General features: G+C 40.4%; 21 protein-coding genes. 19 read left to right on the top strand and 2 right to left on the bottom strand.

Annotated features, from left to right (window positions below; genetic code table 11):
• Positions 1–40 precede the first annotated feature (40 nt).
• From AB6M99_RS01200 to AB6M99_RS01220, 5 genes are all read left to right on the top strand, one after another.
• On the top strand, positions 41–796 hold the full coding sequence (locus tag AB6M99_RS01200; RefSeq protein WP_121835013.1) for a hypothetical protein: 756 nt from the start codon (positions 41–43) through the stop codon (positions 794–796).
• Entirely contained in the window at positions 793–1698 is a 906-nt protein-coding gene (locus AB6M99_RS01205) for a hypothetical protein (protein ID WP_121835014.1), read from the top strand. The genes AB6M99_RS01200 and AB6M99_RS01205 overlap by 4 nt, the downstream gene beginning before the upstream one ends.
• Positions 1699–1944: 246 nt before the next feature.
• A complete protein-coding gene (locus AB6M99_RS01210; protein ID WP_121835015.1) occupies positions 1945–3237 on the top strand; it encodes an adenylosuccinate synthase in 1293 nt (430 codons plus the stop codon).
• 241 nt (positions 3238–3478) lie between these two features.
• Positions 3479–4351 (top strand): AraC family transcriptional regulator, encoded by an 873-nt coding sequence (locus AB6M99_RS01215; RefSeq protein WP_121835016.1) that lies wholly within the window; start codon positions 3479–3481, stop codon positions 4349–4351.
• 57 nt (positions 4352–4408) lie between these two features.
• The gene (locus AB6M99_RS01220) at positions 4409–5305 is read left to right on the top strand and encodes an ROK family protein (RefSeq protein WP_121835017.1); all 897 of its coding nucleotides are present in this window, start codon (positions 4409–4411) and stop codon (positions 5303–5305) included.
• A gap of 432 nt (positions 5306–5737) precedes the next feature.
• On the opposite strand, the gene AB6M99_RS01225 is transcribed toward AB6M99_RS01220, so the two are convergent.
• Complete coding sequence (locus AB6M99_RS01225) at positions 5738–6637, bottom strand: alpha/beta hydrolase (RefSeq protein WP_121835018.1); 900 nt, start codon at positions 6635–6637, stop codon at positions 5738–5740.
• 195 nt (positions 6638–6832) lie between these two features.
• Between AB6M99_RS01225 and AB6M99_RS01230 the strand changes: the two genes are divergently transcribed.
• The 12 genes from AB6M99_RS01230 (at position 6833) to AB6M99_RS01285 (ending at position 17520) form a co-directional block, all read left to right on the top strand.
• The gene (locus tag AB6M99_RS01230) at positions 6833–8317 is read left to right on the top strand and encodes a glycoside hydrolase family 1 protein (protein ID WP_369350981.1); all 1485 of its coding nucleotides are present in this window, start codon (positions 6833–6835) and stop codon (positions 8315–8317) included.
• A 14-nt stretch (positions 8318–8331) separates the two neighbouring features.
• The gene (locus AB6M99_RS01235) at positions 8332–9621 is read left to right on the top strand and encodes a PTS sugar transporter subunit IIC (RefSeq protein ID WP_369350982.1); all 1290 of its coding nucleotides are present in this window, start codon (positions 8332–8334) and stop codon (positions 9619–9621) included.
• A 27-nt stretch (positions 9622–9648) separates the two neighbouring features.
• Positions 9649–9951: a PTS sugar transporter subunit IIB gene (locus AB6M99_RS01240; RefSeq protein ID WP_121835021.1), complete on the top strand. Its 303-nt coding sequence runs from the start codon at positions 9649–9651 to the stop codon at positions 9949–9951.
• Between the two features lie 9 nt (positions 9952–9960).
• Positions 9961–10278, top strand: coding sequence for a PTS lactose/cellobiose transporter subunit IIA (locus AB6M99_RS01245; protein ID WP_121835022.1), 318 nt, complete (start codon positions 9961–9963; stop codon positions 10276–10278).
• Between the two features lie 77 nt (positions 10279–10355).
• Positions 10356–11870: a prolyl oligopeptidase family serine peptidase gene (locus tag AB6M99_RS01250; RefSeq protein ID WP_121835023.1), complete on the top strand. Its 1515-nt coding sequence runs from the start codon at positions 10356–10358 to the stop codon at positions 11868–11870.
• Positions 11871–12056: 186 nt separating this feature from the next.
• Positions 12057–12296, top strand: coding sequence for a GlsB/YeaQ/YmgE family stress response membrane protein (locus AB6M99_RS01255; protein ID WP_121835024.1), 240 nt, complete (start codon positions 12057–12059; stop codon positions 12294–12296).
• Positions 12297–12315: 19 nt separating this feature from the next.
• Complete coding sequence (locus AB6M99_RS01260; RefSeq protein WP_121835025.1) at positions 12316–12681, top strand: HIT family protein; 366 nt, start codon at positions 12316–12318, stop codon at positions 12679–12681.
• A gap of 158 nt (positions 12682–12839) precedes the next feature.
• Positions 12840–15086 (top strand): polyribonucleotide nucleotidyltransferase, encoded by a 2247-nt coding sequence (gene pnp / locus AB6M99_RS01265; RefSeq protein ID WP_121835026.1) that lies wholly within the window; start codon positions 12840–12842, stop codon positions 15084–15086.
• Between the two features lies 1 nt (position 15087).
• On the top strand, positions 15088–15834 hold the full coding sequence (locus AB6M99_RS01270; protein ID WP_121835027.1) for an SseB family protein: 747 nt from the start codon (positions 15088–15090) through the stop codon (positions 15832–15834).
• A gap of 10 nt (positions 15835–15844) precedes the next feature.
• Complete coding sequence (gene cysE, locus AB6M99_RS01275) at positions 15845–16462, top strand: serine O-acetyltransferase (protein ID WP_121835028.1); 618 nt, start codon at positions 15845–15847, stop codon at positions 16460–16462.
• 134 nt (positions 16463–16596) lie between these two features.
• Positions 16597–17367, top strand: a complete 771-nt coding sequence (locus AB6M99_RS01280) for a nucleoside phosphorylase (protein ID WP_369351245.1) — start codon at positions 16597–16599, stop codon at positions 17365–17367.
• 18 nt (positions 17368–17385) lie between these two features.
• Positions 17386–17520 carry a hypothetical protein gene (locus tag AB6M99_RS01285; RefSeq protein WP_369350984.1) on the top strand — a complete coding sequence of 45 codons (135 nt, stop codon included), beginning with the start codon at positions 17386–17388 and terminating at the stop codon, positions 17518–17520.
• 161 nt (positions 17521–17681) lie between these two features.
• Here AB6M99_RS01285 and AB6M99_RS01290 read toward each other — a convergent pair whose 3' ends face one another.
• The gene (locus AB6M99_RS01290) at positions 17682–18533 is read right to left on the bottom strand and encodes a MurR/RpiR family transcriptional regulator (RefSeq protein WP_121835030.1); all 852 of its coding nucleotides are present in this window, start codon (positions 18531–18533) and stop codon (positions 17682–17684) included.
• A gap of 173 nt (positions 18534–18706) precedes the next feature.
• Between AB6M99_RS01290 and AB6M99_RS01295 the strand changes: the two genes are divergently transcribed.
• Entirely contained in the window at positions 18707–20131 is a 1425-nt protein-coding gene (locus AB6M99_RS01295) for a 6-phospho-beta-glucosidase (protein WP_121835031.1), read from the top strand.
• On the top strand, positions 20131–21366 hold the full coding sequence (locus tag AB6M99_RS01300; RefSeq protein ID WP_369350985.1) for an MFS transporter: 1236 nt from the start codon (positions 20131–20133) through the stop codon (positions 21364–21366). Before AB6M99_RS01295 ends, AB6M99_RS01300 begins: the two co-directional genes overlap by 1 nt.
• Position 21367 lies beyond the last annotated feature (1 nt).

Here is a 21367-nt window from a genome sequence, read left to right on the forward strand (position 1 = left end):
ATTTTGGTTGAGTATTAGATCATTTGAGATAGGAGAGAGTATGGATAATAAAAAGCAGGATTTTCAAATGCTTGGTAGGGAGTTAGACCAGGCAATGGAGCGTCGTTGGCTTGATGAAAAATTACCTCTTTATTTAAGGAAGAGGTTTATTGTTCTTATTGGGCTTTTGGTGATGGGCTTTCTGGTTATTAGGCTGGTGACGCCAAGTCGATTAACCTTTAAAAGTGTGTCTGAGTTACCGGCAAAAACGGCGCAGGAATTTCAATTCAAATGGACAGAAGAAAACTTTTCGGAACTTCGGAAAGGTACTACAATCAACGATGTGTTAGAAAGCTATGGTCGCCCATCGAGTAGTAGGGATTTGATAATCGCAGGAGATCCTGGTGTAGAATTAACCTATGATCAGGGAGCATTTTCAGGGCAGTTTAATCAAGGTGCTCTGATTACTTTGATTTTTAAAAATATTGACGAACCAATCCTAAGTTCTAAATCTTTTTATAGATTGCCTGTTTTGCCCTACACTGACCAAAAATCGGATACTGCTTCTGACGAATGGACAGAGAAAGTTGTGCAAGGGTTAAAAGTAGGAAGTACAGATGGGCTGGGTGGTGATACATTAGAAGATATCCTAGATAAATACGGGTATCCTAAGTCTTACGAAACCTCAGGTTATAATGATGATAGGCAGATTATTATATCTTATCATTTTGAGAACCGTCACCTATATTTAACCTTTTATAAGCAAAGTCAAGCGCAGGAATATCGTTTGTCACACAAGGAATGGAGATTGCAGTGAGTAAGAAAGTTAAAAAGAAGGAATCTTTTGGGAGTTTAGAAAAAGCACTCCATGTAGAGTTTGAAAGAGAATATCAGAAATCTCAAAAAATCAAAGCTTATGTTGGGTACGGCCTATTGGCTGTTTTTGGTCTTTTGATATTGATATGGCTGCAACGAAATCAATCAGATAAGAAAGTGGAAGATAAAAGTGTTGAGAAGGTTTATCAATTTAAGTCAGCTGATGTGACGACCGAAAATTCAATAAATGAGTCAGAAATAAGGACGGATTTTACCAAGCAACTAATAGCGAGCGAAAAAGAATTTGATTTCAAATGGGGGATTGAGAATTTTTTATCCCTAGAGGTTGGAAATATATATGATGGTGGGGGCGCAACCTTAACAAAGGTGTTGCAGGATTATGGAAAACCTTCAGATGCTTATTTTTATGACTCATATTTTGATGAAAGATCCCTTTACCTTACCTACGATTATGGCATTTATACTAACTTTGCTTACACTTCTGAGAAAGATCCTAGAGATCGGGGAGATATCAATTTGAATTTTTACAAGAGTGGTGATGAGTATTATTTACAGTCAAAGGATGCTTATAGTTTAGAGGATGATGCCTATCCTGTAGCTGGGAAAGATGATCCTAAATTTGAGTGGACCCTAGAGGAGTTTGGAAAGGTAACGGTGGGAGATGGCAATACCGGTGATGGAGGAGTTAGTTATGATGAGGTTATTGCTAAATACGGGCTTCCAGACAAATCTCTCTTATCCCTTATAGGAAGTAAAGAGGTGCGACAAAGTCTTGAAATGGTTTATCTTAATGGCTATCAAGGACACGTTAGTTTTCGTTTATATAAACAGGAAGATGGTGTATTTCGGCTATTTGCCAAGGATACTGCGCTAAGTCAATGATAGGAATAGTTGAACCTCTTCACTCAACACAAGGTTCGGAAATTTTATAAAACTCTCTTAAAAATAACAAAAAAATCGCTAAAAACCGAATTTACACTTGGAAAGTTCGCCTGTTTTTTGCTATAATAGGGTGTAATATGTAAACTTGCAGGTGAGATTCCTGCCATAAGTTTTAAGTCTGAAAGGAATTGGACAGCGGGCAGATTCTAAAGTCAGGAAGCGCCTAATGTCCTAGGTATCTTAGTTATGACATCAGTAGTAGTTGTTGGTACCCAGTGGGGTGATGAAGGTAAGGGGAAAATCACTGATTTCCTCAGTCAAGATGCAGAAGTCATTGCACGTTATCAAGGTGGGGATAATGCAGGACATACCATTGTCATTGATGGAAAAAAATTCAAACTGCACTTAATTCCATCAGGGATTTTCTTCCCAGAAAAAATCTCAGTTATCGGTAACGGTGTTGTGGTAAACCCTAAATCATTGGTGAAAGAAATTAACTACCTTCACGATGAAGGGGTGACGACAGACAATCTTCGTATTTCTGACCGTGCCCATGTCATTTTGCCATACCACATCAAATTGGACCAGCTTCAAGAAGATGCTAAAGGGGATAACAAGATTGGTACAACCATCAAAGGGATTGGCCCAGCTTACATGGACAAGGCTGCGCGTGTTGGTATCCGTATTGCAGATTTGCTTGACAAAGAGATTTTTGCTGAGCGTTTGAAAACAAATCTTGCTGAGAAAAACCGTCTCTTTGAGAAAATGTATGACAGCACACCGCTTGAATTTGACGAGATTTTTGAAGAATACTATGAGTATGGTCAACAAATTAAACAATATGTAACAGACACTTCAGTTATCTTAAACGATGCTCTTGATGCAGGTAAACGTGTTCTCTTTGAAGGTGCGCAAGGGGTTATGCTTGATATTGACCAAGGGACCTACCCATTTGTAACTTCATCAAACCCAGTTGCAGGTGGTGTAACGATTGGTTCTGGTGTTGGTCCAAGCAAAATCAACAAGGTTGTTGGGGTATGTAAAGCCTACACTAGCCGTGTTGGTGATGGTCCATTCCCAACCGAACTCTTTGATGAGATTGGTGAGCGTATCCGTGAAATTGGTCATGAGTATGGTACAACAACAGGTCGTCCACGCCGTGTGGGGTGGTTCGACTCAGTTGTGATGCGTCATAGCCGTCGTGTCTCAGGTATCACAAACTTATCACTTAACTCAATTGACGTGCTTTCAGGTCTTGAAACAGTTAAAATCTGTGTGGCTTATGACCTTGATGGTGAGCGTATTGATCACTACCCAGCGAGTCTTGAGCAGTTGAAACGTTGTAAACCAATCTACGAAGAACTTCCAGGATGGGAAGAAGACATTACAGGTGTTCGTAGCCTTGATGAGCTTCCAGAAAATGCTCGTAACTATGTTCGTCGTATCGGAGAATTGGTTGGCGTACGCATTTCAACCTTCTCAGTAGGTCCAGATCGTGACCAAACGAACATTCTTGAATCAGTTTGGGCAAATATTTAGGAAAAATTAAGCCAATCTTTATGTTATCTTAATATTGTTTGGTTATACTAGTATCATCCTAGAAATAGGGGACCTATCAATTTTCTTTTTCATATTAAATCTCCTAAAAATAGCTCTATCGTCGATAGGGCTATTTTTTTGCTCTCTAGAATAAGATTGTCAATTGAGAGATAAGGAAGTATAATAAGGTTAACTAACATAGAAAGCGTTTGCCTATATACTAGTCAGATAGGAGAAGAGAATGTCGAAACATGAATTAGTTGTGCCTACAAATAACTTACCAGCTTGGGTTTATTTGCACGAAGAGAATCAATCTACCTTTATTGAGCCTCACTGGCATTCGTCTGTCGAATTAAGTTATACGATAAGTGGGCATATTGCTAATTTTTTTATTGCTAACACTCCATATATGACTGAGCCAGGGACGATTTTGGTGGTTAATACGATGGAAGTTCATAGTATCAGAACCTATCGTTCGCCAGATGGTGAATCTCGGGCGATTTCCATTATTTTTCCGTATAGTCTATTAAAAATGTATCAACCGGATATTAGTGACTATAAGATTCTTATTAACGATTTTTCTGGTGAAAAAGATTGCCGTTACGAGGCTTATTGTCAACTACAAGAAAAATTGAATGCCCTTGCGGATTGCTATCATGGGAAAGATACTTTACGGAAATCAATCTTGATTTTAGAAATTTTGGAACTTCTACTCAAACATTTTTTGGTCAAGAGGCACTTATCTCTGTCAGATAGGAATGATGATAAGCAAAAAGAACGATTAAGCAACATTAAAAGTTTTTTAGAGGAAAATTACAGGGCAGAGATTACCTTAGATGATGTTGCGGAGCATTGCTATTTATCCAAGGAACACCTATCACGTTTTTTTAAGGAGCAGATGGCAATTACTGTATTTCAATATTTGAATTATATAAGGGCAAAGCACGCGAAGCCATTATTGTTGAAAACTAAGAAAACAGCAACTCAGATTGCGCAAGAGTGTGGTTTTAGTGGGCTTAGAACGATGGATCGAGCATTGCAAAAAGTTTATGGTCTTTCATCTCGAGAACTAAGAAAGCAACATATCAATCAGAGCCCAAAATCTGCTAAATGAAACAAGTCAAAGTTTAAATGACTTATGGTATAGTCAATTGAGATAAAGGAGGAAATTATGGCTTATTATTTAACAATTGATGTCGGAGGTACTCACATTAAGTATGCCATCATGACAGAGGATGGTGAGCAAACAAAGCGTGGACACATTCCGACACCTCAAAATCAAGTTGAAGATTTTTTGAATAGCATTTATGGTATTGTGGATGATTGCACAGAAGAGCTTTCAGGAATAGCGTTTAGTGTGCCAGGAAAGGTTGACACGTCAGAAGGTGTTATCTATTTTGGCGGTGCTCTTCAATACCTAGATGGGTTGAGAATTGTTGATATTATGACTGAAAAATACCAGATTCCTGTTAGCGTGCAAAATGATGCTAAAGCAGCAGCTCTTGCAGAGCTTTGGAAAGGGAGTCTTAAGGGAATTCAAGATGGTGCTGTCATTGTGCTTGGTACAGGCGTTGGAGGCGGTATCATTCTTGATGGTAAATTGCGCCTAGGCCCACATTTCCAATCTGGAGAATTAAGTTTGTCTATCTTAGATGCTAGTAAAGATGGCTTTGACAAGATGGTAGGTTATAGTGGTTCAGCTGTGAGAATGATTAGTCAAGTGAATGAGGCGCTAGGGCAGGAGGATGTGACGGACGGTTTATTGGCATTTGAGGCAATCAATAATAGAGATGAAGTTGCCTATCCACTCTTTCAGAATTATTGTCGTCAGATTGCCTATCTTATTTTGAATCTACAAGCCTTTTTTGATCTAACTACCTACGCTATTGGAGGGGGAATCAGTTCTCAAGCTATCTTAGTTGATGAGATTCGTTATCAGTTTGACAGTTTCCTAGAAACAAATCCGGTGATGAAGTTAAATGTACCGAAAGTAGATATTGTAGCAGCTAAGTTTACTAATGATGCTAATTTATATGGTGCCCTCTTTCACCTTTTGTCAGTTAAATAGATTATAAAGACCTCCGCTATGATGGAGGTCTTTATTGGGAACATCTGATAAAGTCAATTAGTTTTTATTTAGTATTTTATTAGCACTTCTCCTAATGTGGTGTGGACGCTCAAAAGGTCTGGGAAACCTTTTGAGGTGGGAAATGAAGCTGACCAAGTCAGTGTCAGAACGTCCCCTACTACAGAGTTCCATTCCTTCTTGGCAAGCCTAGGTTTCCTTCGCTCCCAGGTTTCTAAGCTCAGGCTAAAACTGTCCACTGGACAGTTTCATTAATAAGAATACCGTCATGGCGAAAGAAGCCCTGGTAAATCAAGCCATTTATTGGTTCTTGATTTGACTTAAACTGCTAATTTTGATTTTGAATGAGTATGAAAATCAAAAACTTACAGGTGCAAATAGGATCGAGGACTATATATTGAGATTCAGTTAGATTTACTCTGTTTTTACAAGATAGCGCCTAAAGAAATTTAACTCATCCTGATTACATTGATTTGCCATTTCATCTCTGATATTACAGTGAAAAACATGGTGTTTTGGGTTATCAGGTGTTCCATAAATGTGAAATTCGTGTTCAATTCCTTTTGCGATGAGGTAACCGTCTAATCTAGTAGAATTATCCCGAAGAAAATCATCAGATGCCGTCATAATAAATAATGGGGGACAAGCAGTGGTGAGGTATTCTTCGGTGCGGAGCAATTCCCCATGTTTAGCAAGGCTTTCATCTGTAAAGTAAGCTTCCGTTGCTCCTGAAATCGCACCGGGAAGGTGGAGGAAACTGCCACCGCAATTGATGGCTGCTGCCCTCAGAGTAAGATTTGGTTTCTCATATTTAAACAAGTTACGGAATTTCTCATTTGTCAGAATAGCAATATACTGAAGAGCCATTTGTCCGCCTGCACTATCTCCGACGATAAAGACATTAGTGAGGTCAAGCTGATAGCGTTCGGCATTTCCGCTTAACCAATGAATGGCAAGATTGATATCGTCTAATTCAGTTGGAAAGACAACTTCTGGGGCTAAACGATAGGTAATATTAACAAAAGCAAAGTCCTCTTTGGCAAGGCTCATACCATAAAATTGGTAGGTTTCTTTAGTCCCATATACCCACCCACCTCCGTGAATATTGATAATAACAGGAAGTTTCCCTGTCTGTTTTTTAGGGCGATAAATGTCCAGTAAATGCCATTTAGAGTCAAATCCATATTGGAGATTGTCAAAGCGTTGCACTTCTGGAATAGTAGTTGGTAATCCCTGGTCTCGTTTTTCATCTCCTTTTTGGAACAAGTCGCGTAGTTGTTTTGCTAAAGCAATAATGTCATCTCGGTTACTCATGGTAAACCTCCTTGTCAATAAAGATACCTCAATTATAGAAGATTGTCAGACGATACTGATTGTGATTTTTGATAAAAAAGAGGCGTTAGTTGATACAAAAAATATCAAAGAGCGCCATTTTTTGGTTAATAGAAGACTTATAAAACAAAAATGTAAGCGCTATACTTGAACTATCATAAGACGGAGGAAGTTGAAATGACACATACCTTTCCTGAAAATTTTTTATGGGGCGGTGCAACAGCAGCCAATCAGTATGAAGGTGGTTATCGTGAGGATGGTAAAGGATTAAATACCAGTGATGTTCTTACGAATGGTAGCCATACCGTGGCGAGACGATTGACGTGGCGTATTCCTGAGACAGGTGAGACTGGTTCAACGGGAATGGGCTTTGGTGCTGATTTGGAATTACCTGATGGAGCGGTCCTTGATATTATTGAAGGCGAGTACTATCCTTCTCATATCGCAACAGATTTCTATCATCACTATAAGGAAGACATTGCTTTGTTTGCAGAACAAGGGTACAAATGCTTCCGTTTGTCCATTAACTGGGCACGTATTTTCCCAAATGGAGATGATGCAGAGCCAAATCAAGCTGGGATTGATTTTTATCATGCTGTTTTCGATGAGTGTTTGAAGTACGGTATTGAACCCTTGGTGACTATTTCTCACTATGAAACACCGCTAGCTTTGACCAATAAATATGGTGGCTGGTTAGATCGTCGTGTGATCGGTTTCTACTTAAATCTTTGTCGTGTATTATTTACAGAATATCGAGACAAAGTGAAGTATTGGATGACTTTCAATGAAATCAATATCATGGCAGCAGCTCCTTATATGGGTGGTGGCCTTGTCAAATCTGACGAGCAAAGTAAAGCTCAGGCAGCTCACCATCAATTTGTTGCCAGTGCTAAGGCTGTTCAGTTAGCACGAGAATTATCGCCAGAAGCTAAGGTTGGTATGATGGTTGCTTATGGTGTTACCTACGGTGAGACTTGTAATCCTAAAGACCAACTCATGGTGATGGAAGGTTCTCACTGGGGACACTTTTATACTGATGTTCAATGTCGTGGAAAATATCCAGCTTATAAATTAAAAGAATATGAGCGTAAAGGTATCCAAGTTGTAATGGAAGAAGGAGATTTGGAAATCTTGGCAGATGGTACGGTTGCCTTCATTGGATTCTCGTATTACTCGACTCACGTAGCTAGTTCGGCTAAAGCAGCGGAGCAAGGTGGAAACTTCATGGCGGGGGTTAAAAATCCTTACCTCGAAGCTAATGCATGGGGCTGGCAAATTGATCCGATTGGCTTACGTATTGCCCTTAATACACTTTGGGAACGTTACGAGTTGCCACTTTGGATTGTTGAAAATGGTCTTGGCTACGAAGATGTGCTAGAAGAAGATGGAAGTATTCACGACGATTATCGAATCGCCTATATGAAAGGTCATATTGAAGCAATGGCAGATGCCATTAATCTTGATGGGGTAGACCTTATCGGCTACACTCATTGGGGATGTATTGACCTTGTAAGCTGTGGCACAGGAGAAATGCGCAAGCGTTACGGTATGATCTATGTTGATCGTAATGATGATGGTGAGGGAAGTCTCGTTCGCCGCCGTAAGGATAGTTTTTATTGGTATCAAAAAGTTATTCAGTCAAATGGTGCTGATTTAGATTAAAAGGAGGACATAACATGTCATTCATGGAGTCAATGCAATCAGGGCTTGAAAAAATCATGGGCCCTTTTGCTCAGAAGTTAAGTGAGAGTAAGATTATTTCTGCTTTAACAGCAGGGATGATGTCGTCTATGCCAATCACGCTAGGGGTGGCAGCATTTGCGATTTTGGGGAATTTACCTATTGGAATTTGGCAAGATTTTTTGACGACCACTGGTATGGGGCAGCACATGCTTGATATTGTAGCTGGAACCTCTAGCCTACTGGCTATCTATATTGTACCGACCATTGCTTATCATTATGCTAAAAATGAAAAGGAAAATGGTTTGACAGCGGCTGTTCTTGCATTAGCGGCATTCATTGTTCTTCAACCGCAAAATATCTCCCTAGGAGAACAAACAGTAGCGGGTCTTCTCCAAACAAATCTTGGTAGTAATGGGATTTTCGTCGGAATGATTACGGCTGTGGTTATTGGGATGAGCTATTCTAAATTGATGAAACAAAACATCAAATTGAAATTGCCATCATCAGTACCACCGAATGTTTCAGAATCGCTTAGTCCAACCTTTGTGGCGATGATTCTTTTTGCAGGTGTCTTTGTTGTACGATACCTAGCAGGGTTGACCCCTTATGGAAATATCTTTGATTTGGTGAGTAATGTGGTTGCAAAACCTGTTATGCTCTTTGGCGCAAATCCATGGTCATTGATTGCTTTCCACTGCTTCATGAATCTTTGCTGGTTCTTTGGTATCCACCCAGCGCCAATCTTGAGTGTCTATATCCCAGTATTGATGTCAGCAGGGACAGCTAATACGGAAGCATTCTTAGCAGGAACTCCATCAGCTGAACTCCCATTCTTGACCTTCTCATTGCTTTATGGTTTCTGTTACATTGGTGGTACAGGAAGTACCCTCTCACTTGCATTTTCAATGTACACTGCGAAATCAGAGCGGTATAAAGTCTTTAGAAACATCGCTGTTGTGCCAAATATTTTCAATATCAATGAGCCTATGATTTTTGGGATGCCAATCATGCTTAACCCAATATTCTTCATTCCAATGATTCTATCAAGTCTAGTGGGTGGCCTTATGGGTTACGTAGCTCTTGAATTCTTTGGTGTCGGCTCAGCTTTTAATCCAACAATTTCACTACCTTGGGTAATGCCTCCATTTATCGGTCCATTTATCACAGGTGGTTGGAAACTTGGCGTATCAATTATTGCTGTTATCTTTGTTCAAATGTTTGTTTGGTACCCATTCTTCAGAATTGCGGATAATCAAGCACTTAAAGAAGAACAAGCTGCTTAGTCATGTTAAAAACGAAAGGAATGAAATATGAGAAATGTATTATTAGTTTGTGCTGCGGGTATGTCAACCTCACTTTTGATGAATAAAATGCGTGAGTATGCTGAAAGTATTAATTATGAAATTTCAGTAGAAGCTCACCCTGTCTCAGTTGTTGATGAAAAGGGAAAAGAGGCAGACGTTATCTTATTAGGACCACAAATTCGTTTCAACCTTAACAAAGTGAAGGGACTTTTCCCAGACAAGCCTGTTGAAGCTATGGATATTCAAGCCTACGGTACAATGAATGGGCAAAAGATTGTAGAGCACGTTAAAACCCTTTTGGGAGATTAGGAGGCTTGTATGGAAGGAATTGAATTAATCGCATTTCAAATTATTGCTTCTGTAGGCTCTGCTCGCTCATCGTACATTGAAGCTATTCAAGCAGCTAAAGCGGGGAATTTTGAAGAAGCAGAAGCTCTTATTAAAGCAGGTGATCGTGAGTTCAATGAAGGTCATCATGCCCACGCCTCCTTGATTCAAAAAGAGGCGAACCAAGAGCAAGTTGACCTTAAGCTTCTTCTGATGCACGCAGAAGATCAACTCATGAGTGCAGAAGGTTTTAAAGTCATTGCACAAGAATTTATTGATGTGTATGACCGATTTAGTAAGTTAGGATAATGAGAAAACGGGGCTATTTCATTTGACAGTAATCAGATTGAAATAGCCTTTTATAGGATTGTTCAAGGAGTTAGTATATGAAATTGCGTATTGGTAAATATGTTCTCCTAGCGTTAGCAGGAATTTCGTTGGTAGCTTGTAGTAAAGGAGGAAATGAGAATGTGACAAAGACACAAGAAAAACTAGCTATTAATCAAGTGAATATTGGTGTAACAGGTTACGAATGGGGGCCGTCGGTATCACGCCTTGTGCTAGAACTCAATCAAGAAGTAGAGAGCTTATCGACAGATAAGTTAGAGGCAGTCACAGCAGGTGTGAAACGGAACATCAAGGACGCCTATCTCTCAGATGCCAACGGGGAAAAAGTCAAGGGAGCTAGTCAATATGTTACTCTTGATTTGGAAGTGACTTACACTTTTATGGCTGAGGATAATGCCTCTCCGTTTGCCTTTAATTTTACCAATATGATGAATGAGTGGGCAGCAGAGTACCCCGTAAAAGTCACAGGTCTGACTATTGGCGATAATGACTTATCTGTTGAAGCGGATGCCATAAACAATCGTGTGATTCCAGAAACCGCTGTTTTCAATATTCGAGAAAAGACAACGGGCAACTATCGCAATCCTCTAACTGGGAAAGACGAAGAGGTGACACTTCACTACGCCGCTTTTGAACCAGAGTATTTGAAAGAGAGTAACGCTAAGAGCCCTCTCGTGATTTGGCTGCATGGTCAAGGTGAAGGGGGAACGGATACCGATATTACTCTACTTGGCAATGAAGTGGTTGCCTTGGCGCGTGAAGAGATACAGTCTCACTATACAGCCACTGGAAATGCCAAAGAGAAGGGAGCCTATGTCCTAGCAGTTCAAACCCCAACCTATTGGATGGACGAAGGTGATGGCACAAATGGAGCTGGAGCGGGTGTGTCTCGCTATACCGAGGCCCTGATGGATACGATTGATGCCTATGTCAAGAGCAATCCAGATATTGATACCAATCGTATCTATCTTGGAGGTTGCTCAAACGGTGGTTACATGACGATGAATATGGCCATTCACTACCCAGATTATTTCGCAGCAGCCTATCCAATTGCTGAGGCCTATTCCTACTATGAATTTGAGAAAAATCCAGATGGGACCTATGTGCGCCAAACCAGTGAGGAAAATCCTGTCGGTGTAGCGGTTCAAAAAGACACGCCTTACTTTACCGAGGATAAATTGAACAAGATTAAGGACCTTCCGATGTGGTTTGTGACCGCTCAAAATGACGACACGGTTAAACCAGCGACTTATACTCTACCAACCTATCAAGCGATGGTGAAAAGCGGTGCACAAAATAAATGGTTCTCTTACTATGAGACTGTAGAAGGTGCAGACATTGAAGAAAATGAATACATGGGCCACTGGTCATGGATTTACTTCTTCAATAATGAAGTGACAGGTGTGCAAGATGTTGTTGCAGTTAAGAACGCAGCAGATGTGACTTCTGGATTTAAAGCCGACAACGCCACTAAAGGGGGAAGTGATAAAGCTATCGTAAATGGTACCACTTACGATAATATCTTTGATTGGATGAATGCTCAGACAAAATAACGATTCCGTTCTTTCAAGAAAAACAATAAAAATCTGGGATTAAGACTCTCAGATTTTTTTGCTAAGCACGATTCAAGCCCCTTGAAATAAGAACGGGTTCATTGAACGAAGCTAAAAATGAAAAGATATGCTATACTAAAGAGAGAATATGTATAAAAACAAGAAGAGGATAGGGGAACTTTTATTATGATTTGGTCAATGCTTATTGGTTTATTTATTGGTGCTGTTGCAGGTTCTATCACAAATCGTGGGGAACGCATGGGCTGTTTTACAAAAATGTTTGCAGGTTGGATTGGTTCGTCAGTGGGTCAATCATTGTTTGGTCACTGGGGACCGAGTTTTGCAGGGATGGCGCTGATTCCATCTATCATCGGAGCAGTTATTGTGATTGCTGTTGTGGATTTCTTCTTTGGAGGTAGACGTTAGACCAAGTCGGGAGTGTTTTATGGATTGTATTTTTTGTCAACTGCCCAAGGAAAATTGGGTGTCTGAGACTTCACATTTTTTTGCGGTTTGGGATATTGATCCTATTCAAGAAGGGCATTTACTGGTGATTGCTAAAGCACATCGCCTGTCGCTGAGTGAGCTAACAACTGATGAAAGGCTCGATTTGCTAAACTTTCAGGAGCAATTGATTGAAAAGTTGGAAAGAAGCTCTGCTATTTCAGGAGTAACCATTGCTATCAATAATGGGCGTCTGATGGACGAGGGAACGCATTTTCATAGTCACTTGATTCCTCGTTATGAAAATGATGGTTTTTGGGATAACCTTGTCCTTAAAAATCACCCTTTTGATAAAAGCTTATTTTAAGAAGAAATTTTGCCTAGTAGTTGTTGATAACTGCTAGGTTTTTAAATCGCTTTATGGTAAAATGAAACAGATACGTGCTTGATACAAAGGTGAGTTAGTAGGGGCTGATTGACCTTTGTAGCCAAGACGTAGCTAAGAAAATGTAAAAGGAGACTAAGATGTCTAAACAAGTATTTCAAACAACTTTTGCGGGTCGTCCGCTTGTGGTTGAAATTGGTCAAGTTGCCAAGCAGGCTAATGGTGCAACTGTCGTTCGATACGGTGAGTCAACCGTCTTGACAGCCGCTGTCATGTCTAAAAAAATGGCAACAGGTGATTTCTTCCCGCTTCAAGTGAACTATGAAGAAAAAATGTATGCTGCTGGGAAATTCCCTGGTGGTTGGATGAAGCGTGAGGGTCGTCCGTCAACAGATGCGACTTTGACAGCCCGTTTGATTGACCGTCCGATCCGCCCAATGTTCGCTGAAGGCTTCCGCAATGAAGTCCAAGTCATTAACACGGTGCTTTCTTATGATGAAAATGCTAGCGCTCCAATGGCAGCCATGTTTGGTAGTTCATTGGCTTTGTCAATCTCAGATATTCCGTTTAATGGTCCAATTGCGGGTGTGCAGGTTGGGTATATTGATGGGGAATTTATCATCAACCCAGACAAGGCACAGCAAGAAGCTTCGCTTTTAGAATTGACAGTTGCTGGTACCAAAGAAGCAATCAACATGGTAGAGTCTGGGGCAAAAGAATTGTCAGAAGATATCATGCTTGAGGCCCTGCTTATTGGTCACAAAGCCATCCAAGAATTGATTGCCTTCCAAGAAGAAATCGTAGCGGCTGTTGGTAAGGAAAAGGCGGAAGTAGAGCTTCTTCATGTTGACCCAGAATTGCAGGCTGAAATCATCGCAAAATACAATGCTGATTTGCAACAAGCGGTGCAAGTTGAAGAGAAAAAAGCGCGTGAAGCAGCAACAGAAGCTGTTAAAGAACGCGTGACTGCTGAATACGAAGAAACATTTGCAGAGCATGAAGAATACGCTCGTATCATGCGTGATGTGGCAGAGATTCTTGAACAAATGGAGCATGCCGAAGTCCGTCGTTTGATTACAGAGGATAAAATCCGTCCTGATGGTCGTCGTGTGGATGAAATCCGTCCTTTGGATGCTGAGATTGATTTCTTGCCAAAAGTTCATGGCTCAGGTCTCTTTACACGCGGTCAAACTCAGGCCTTGTCAGTCTTGACGCTTGCTCCTATGGGTGAGACACAAATTGTCGATGGTTTGGATGACGAGTACAAGAAACGTTTCCTTCACCACTATAATTTCCCACAATACTCTGTTGGTGAAACAGGTCGCTACGGTGCCGCAGGTCGTCGTGAAATTGGTCACGGTGCACTTGGTGAACGTGCGCTTGAGCAAGTCTTGCCAAGCCTTGAAGAATTCCCATACGCTATTCGTTTGGTAGCGGAAGTGCTTGAGTCAAATGGGTCATCGTCACAGGCTTCTATCTGTGCAGGCACCCTTGCTCTTATGGCGGGTGGTGTGCCAATCAAAGCACCAGTTGCTGGTATCGCTATGGGACTTATCTCAGACGGGACAAATTATACCGTACTGACAGATATCCAAGGTTTGGAAGACCACTTTGGAGACATGGACTTCAAGGTAGCTGGTACCCGTGATGGTATTACAGCGCTTCAAATGGATATCAAGATTGAAGGTATTACGCCTCAAATCCTTGAAGAAGCGCTTGCTCAAGCTAAGAAAGCTCGCTTTGAAATCCTTGACTTGATTGAAGCAACGATTGCTGAGCCACGCCCAGAATTAGCACCAACAGCACCAAAAATTGATACCATTACGATTGATGTTGATAAGATTAAAATTGTCATCGGTAAAGGTGGGGAAACCATCGATAAAATTATCGCCGAGACAGGTGTTAAAATTGACATTGACGAAGACGGTTTGGTATCTATCTTCTCATCTGACCAAGCAGCGATTAACCGCGCCAAAGAAATTATTGCTGGTCTTGTTCGTGAAGCCAAAGTTGATGAAGTTTACCATGCTAAAGTGGTTCGTATTGAAAAATTCGGTGCCTTTGTGAATCTCTTTGAAAAGACAGATGCCCTTGTTCATATTTCAGAAATGGCTTGGACACGTACAAATCGTGTAGAAGACTTGGTTGAAATTGGTGACGAAGTAGATGTTAAAATCATTAAGATTGACGAAAAAGGCCGTATTGATGCCTCTATGAAGGCTCTTCTTCCAAAACCAGAAGGTTATACTGAAGAAGCTAAAAAAGAACGTTCAGACCGCCCACGCCATCGTGAGCAACATGGAGATCGTAAACCACATCATAATGGTGGATTAGGTGGACATTTCCGTGAACCAAAACCTCGTTCAACAGAAGAAAAGGCAGACTAAAATGACTGGATTAGGAAAACTTGACCAACAGCTCCGCGATTTTATTGCAGACCCAACTGATTTTTTGAGTATCATATCTTTTGTTACGGGGCTTCATGGGCAAGCGGTGCTGGCAAGCGATAAACCGTATGCCCTTGAAATTGATGGCAAGAAGGTCACGCCGGTCTTTACAGATGACTTTGACCTTGAAACCTTTAAGGCGCAACAAGCTAGTGCTCGTGAACAAAATTGGATTGAACGAAAGACGCTGGACATTCTAGAAGAGGTCATCGTGAAACAACTCTCGGGTCTCGTTTTTAACCTGAAAAAAGAAGGGGATATGGGAAATTCAAGTATTTTCCAGTCTAGTGAATTAATCGCTTTTGTCAATCATTACACGACAATTCTTAATCAAGTGATGGGAGATGGGAATATCCAAGCTCCTCTGCTTGAAAAAACATATCTTGTACCTGTCTTTGTTCATCCAAATGAAGATGGCTCCAGTGATCGAATGTTCCCTACCTTATCAAATCAAGAAAACGATAGTTTTGTTCCGGTATTTTCAAATATGGCTAGTTTTGCCAAATGGTATCGCGAAGATGACTTCGGGGGACGCTTTAAACAAGCTAATGGTGTTGTGGTTGCGTGGACGCTACAAGAGATTAAGTCACCTGTAGATGGAGAAAATGAGATTTCAGACACCATTGGTGTAGTGATTGATTCTTTTGATGATAAACAAATTTTAGTGAAGTGGGAAGACATTAAGTAGGGAGGTAACCATGGGCTGGTGGAAAAAAAGTATCGATATCGTTAAGGAACTTGATCCAGCGGCTCGTAATAGCCTTGAAGTTCTCTTAACTTATCCTGGATTGAAAGCCTTGGCAGCACACCGTTTGTCACATTGGCTCTGGAATCATAATTTTCGATTATTAGCACGGATGCATAGCCAGTTTTGGCGTTTTTGGACCAATATTGAAATTCATCCAGGCGCTCAGATTGCAGCGGGGGTTTTCATTGACCATGGTGCTGGCTTGGTCATCGGTGAGACAGCTATCGTTGAGGAAGGCGTGATGCTTTATCACGGTGTTACTCTCGGAGGTACTGGGAAGGATGTGGGGAAACGCCATCCGACCGTCCGTAAAGGTGCCCTTGTTTCAGCACACGCTCAAGTGATTGGACCTATTGAAATTGGTGAGAATGCTAAAGTAGGTGCAGCCGCAGTTGTTCTTGCAGATGTACCAGCAGATGTCACGGTGGTAGGTATGCCAGCTAAAATTGTGCGTGTCCATGGGAAAAAGGATGACGAGGTCATCCATGATTTGGAAGACCATCGTGAACATTACTTGCACAAATTAGAAGAATTACGTGAGGCTAGTCACCGTTCAGCAGGATTATAAAACTAAAGAGGAAACTCGTGTTATGAAATATAAAGACAATCCTTCCAGATTTTAAAAATAAAGCAGAGCTCCAAAGTCGTTGTGATTTTCGGAGCTTTTGTTTATAATAAATTAACAAACTGAGGAGGTGCCTTATGTTATTGAATGAATTTGATAATTCCAAAGCGGTCATTGAGCCAGAGACTATTTTGTCGCTTAAGAAAGGGTTAGATATTCAGGAAGTTTGCGATACCATCATCATGCCTTTTTCAGGTACTTTGTTTGATAAGATTATCAATCTAGATGGTGTTTACCAAGGTGGTTATAAATCTAATATCAACGGCAAGCAACCTTGGTACATTTATGAGTATATGGGCAAAAAGGTGGCTGTGATGAAGGCGCTTCTTGGTGGACCAGCTTTGGTAGGAACTTTAGAAGAATTAAAGGCATCTGGTTTTAAAAACTTTATTATTTTTGGAACCTGTGGTGTACTAGATGGTGATTTAGAATCAAATAAGATTATTTTACCGACATCTAGTCTGCGTGATGAGGGGATTTCTTATCATTATGCACCAGCTTCTGATGAGATTGGATATTCAAATGAACACATGAACTATTTTGCCAGTATTTTAGACAAGCACGGCATTCCTCATACTCAGACAAAGGCTTGGACAACGGATGCCTTTTATCGTGAGACGCCTGACAAAGTTAAGCGTCGTATGGAAGCGGGAGCTCAGGTGGTTGATATGGAGTGGGCTTCTGTGGCAGCCTGGGCACAGTACCGAAAAGCTGATGTTTACCATTTCTTTTACACCTCCGATTATGTAGATGTAGATAAGGGCTGGGATGCGCGTGATGGGCACGATGAAGAAAACCTGCTTCGTTTTTTCAATGTTGCCCTAAAGATTGCGGAAGAGTTATCATAATTTATTTCAAGGAGGTTAATGATGGTATCATTTCTAAAAAACTATTGGGCTTATCTGGTCATGATTGCCTGTGGTAGTTGTTTAGCGATTAATTATTTCTTATCAGATAAAACTTGGATGGGATTTGTCTGGGTAACTTTTGCTATGGTGTGATGTGTTCGCTTTTATCAACAATATCAGAAGGATAAAGGTCACAGATAAGGATAGTCATTCAAAAAATATTACAAATACTAAAAAGCCTAGAATCCGACTGGTGGATTTTAGGCTTTTTATTGACTTATGGCTCTTTAAAGAGTTATTATCTCTTTGTGTGTTTACCTCCCTTGTTCTAGCTTACTAGATAGATTAACTTTTTTGACATAATTAGAGAAGAAATCTTTTTTAAAGTAGGTGGCATATAGGGTGTTAAGAATAAATAAGATGGATTCTTCAGTTGAGAAGTTTCCAATTTTTTTAAATTTATCTTCTTTGGTACATAGAAGAAAGGTTGTGTCAGCAGCTTCTTTGAGCAAATCTCCACTTTCACTGGTTAGGGCAATGATTTTTGTCTTATTGGCTTTTAATAACGGAATGTAGCGAAGGCTCTCCATGGTTTCAGAGTTACCAGAATAAGAGATAATAATGGCAAGATCATCTTCTTGGAGTGACGAACTTGTTAGCCCAAATTCTCCTGAATGCCCAATTTCAATGACTTTACCAATAGTGAGCATTTTACGTCTGAAAAGGTAGCCTAAGTATTCATTAGGACTGAGCCCAAAGAGAACCACTCGTTTGGCTTGTTTGATCAAGTCAGTAGCCTTATCAAGATCTTCTGGTTTGATTTTATCAGCAGTGTCTTGAATGCTTTCTTTTTCAACAGTTGCAATTTTTTGGATGATAGTAGTAATATCGTCATCTTCGTTAAAGGGCAGATTATGATCGACATCTGAATAATGGGTATCAGAATAATAACGTTCGGCTATCAAAGCAGGGAGAAAATCGGTCCATCCTTTGTAACCGAGAGATTGTGCAAAACGAACCAAGCTAGCTTTTGAGGTAAAGGTTGCGGTAGCTAGTTCTTCCAATGAAAAATGTTCAATGGTGCCTAAGTTTTCTAATAGAAATGCTGCAATAACGGCTTTTGATGTTTGTCCATTGACAGTATAATCTTTAATCGCTTGTAACATAGCGCCTCCTTATTTCACTTCATTTCACGATTTGAGGCTATTTTAAGTAGATTTTGAAACCGTATTCCAAGTTTAGCAAAAAAGCTAGCTCTTGTCCAACAGCTGGGATATACTGGGGGTAGAAGTTGAAATAGTTATCTTTTGAGTTTGTAATGAGTGAGAAAGGAAAATAGATGACATTACCAAAGAATTTTTTATGGGGTGGTGCAACAGCTGCTAATCAAGCAGAAGGTGGTATTTTTGAAGGTGGTCGTGGTCTCACGAATACGGACTTGATGCCAATTGGTGAAGATCGCAAAGCCATAGCTTTTGGGAGCTTAGATAATCTAGAGCGTCGCTCCGATTATTTCTATCCAAGTGAAGAAGCCATTGATATGTACCATCATTATATGGAGGATATTGATTTATTGGCGCAAATGGGTTTAAAAGTCTATCGGATGTCAATTTCTTGGACCCGCATTTTCCCAAATGGAGACGATGCACATCCTAATGAAGTAGGTTTGCGTTTTTATGAGGCGATTTTAAAAAAATTACGCGAGCATCAGATTGAACCGTTGGTAACCTTGGCTCATTTTGATGTACCAGTGGCTTTGATTAAAAAATTTGGTGGTTGGAGAGATCGCCGTATGGTCAAAGCCTATGTCAATTATGCGCAGACCGTTTTTACGCGTTATAAAGGGCTAGTCAAGTATTGGCTAACAATCAATGAAATCAATATCTTACTGCATCAACCTTTTGTTGGTGGAGGCTTGATATTTAAAGAGGGAGATAACATTGAAGCCCTCAAATATCAGGCAGCCCATCATCAGTTAGTAGCGTCAGCTTTGGCAACGAAAATTGCCCATGATATTGATGAGAACAATCAAGTTGGTTGTATGCTTGCAGGAGGTAGTCACTACCCTTATAGCTGTCGTCCAAAAGATTATCTTGAGGCGATTCATCGTGACAATGGGGAATATTTCTTTATTGATGTTCAATCTAGAGGTTATTATCCTAGCTATGCTCTCAAGAAATTGGAACGTGAGCATATCACTTTATCTGTTGAACCAGAAGATGAGCGTATTTTAAAAGAAAATACTGTGGATTTTGTCTCTTTTTCTTACTATTCTTCACGGACGGTATCTGGGTATGATGAGGATTATGCCACTACAACTGGGAATCTTTTTAAATCTATCAAAAACCCCAATCTCCCTTCAACAGACTGGGGGTGGCAAATTGATCCTCTTGGGCTTAGATCATCGCTTAATATGCTTTACAATCGTTATCAAAAGCCTCTTTTTATTGTGGAAAATGGCTTGGGTGCTAAAGATGTGCCTAATGAGATGGGTTATGTAGAGGATGATTACCGGATTGATTACACGCGCCAGCATATTGAAGCCTTTAAGGATGCTGTAGAGATTGATGGTGTGGAACTATTAGGATACACAACTTGGGGCATTATTGATGTAACTGCCGCATCAACTGGCCAAATGAGTAAGCGCTATGGTTTTATTTATGTTGACCGTGACGACGAAGGCAACGGTACACTAGCAAGAACGCCTAAAAAATCATTTTATTGGTACAAGGATGTCATTGCAAGTAATGGAGAAGTGCTATAATGAAGAAAGAAGGTGAAATGATGCGTCGGTATCACAAGGCTTGGACCGTTTTAGCTGTTTTATGTGGTCTAGCAGCAGCGGCTATTGGAGTATCGATTAACACCTCAGGAGTTTTTTATACAGTGGTTTCTGAAGATTTGGGAATGCTGAGAGGTGCCTTTGCTTTCCACATGACCATATTTTCTTTAGTGACTGCGATTAGTGCCTTATTTGTACCGCGCTTGCTAAATCGTTACCCTTTCAAACGCTTTTTAATGATAGCTGTTCTGGTTGGCGTGGTAGGGACAGGTTTGATGGCAGTTTCTAGTCAACTTTGGCAATTTTATCTTTTGGGAGCTATCCGCGGCTTTTCAACAGGGATGTTTTCGATTGTGACAATCACGTTGATTATTAATCAGTGGTTTAAAGAAAAAAACGGTTTGGCTACGAGTATTGCGCTAGGATTTTCAGGGTTAGTGGGTGCTGTATTTTCACCTATCTTTTCATGGGTTATTGCCCATATAGGATGGCGAGGAGCTTATGGTCTTGAAGCGCTACTGATTGGCTTGCTTTGCCTACCGGCTATTCTTTATCCTTTTACGATGATGCCAGAAGATGAAGGTAGCAAAGCGTATGGAAAACAATCAGTGAAAAATCATCAGGTTGTGACTGCTCAGGATAAGAAAGTGGCAACAGTTTTTCAGTTAGGAGCTTTGTTAATCTTTGCTAGTTTAATCGGATTTATGTCGAGCATGACCCAACATTTACCAGGATATGCTACAAGTGTTGGTCTATCAGTGACTTTAGGTGCTAGTCTTTTATCGATGGGCATGCTAGGTAATATTATTTCTAAATTAGTGATTGGCGTTTTAAGCGACCGCTTTGGGTCCTTAAAAGCAACAACTGTTCTACTAGCGCTAGCACTTTTAGGGAATCTGCTATTGATGCAAACACAGGTAACGGTTTTCTTATTATTGGCAGCCTTTCTTTTTGGATCTTGCTATGGTTTAGGCAGTGTATCACTAGCGTTAGTAACGCGTGATATTTTTGGAGATGACGCCTATGGGAAACGATTCCCGATTATTTCCATCGCGGGGAACTTGGGCGCAGCTCTAGCTTTTTCAATTATTGGTTACATTTATGATTTTACAGGAAGTTACTTTCCCACACTGATAATGCTTGTTGCCTTTCTTTTGATCAGCACAATAAGTTTATTTTCAGCTTTTTATAGGAGAAAAATGGTAAGGGAGAAATGAG

Origin of the sequence: Streptococcus hillyeri (genome assembly GCF_041081565.1) — a bacterium.
In the GTDB taxonomy this organism is placed as follows: domain Bacteria; phylum Bacillota; class Bacilli; order Lactobacillales; family Streptococcaceae; genus Streptococcus; species Streptococcus hillyeri.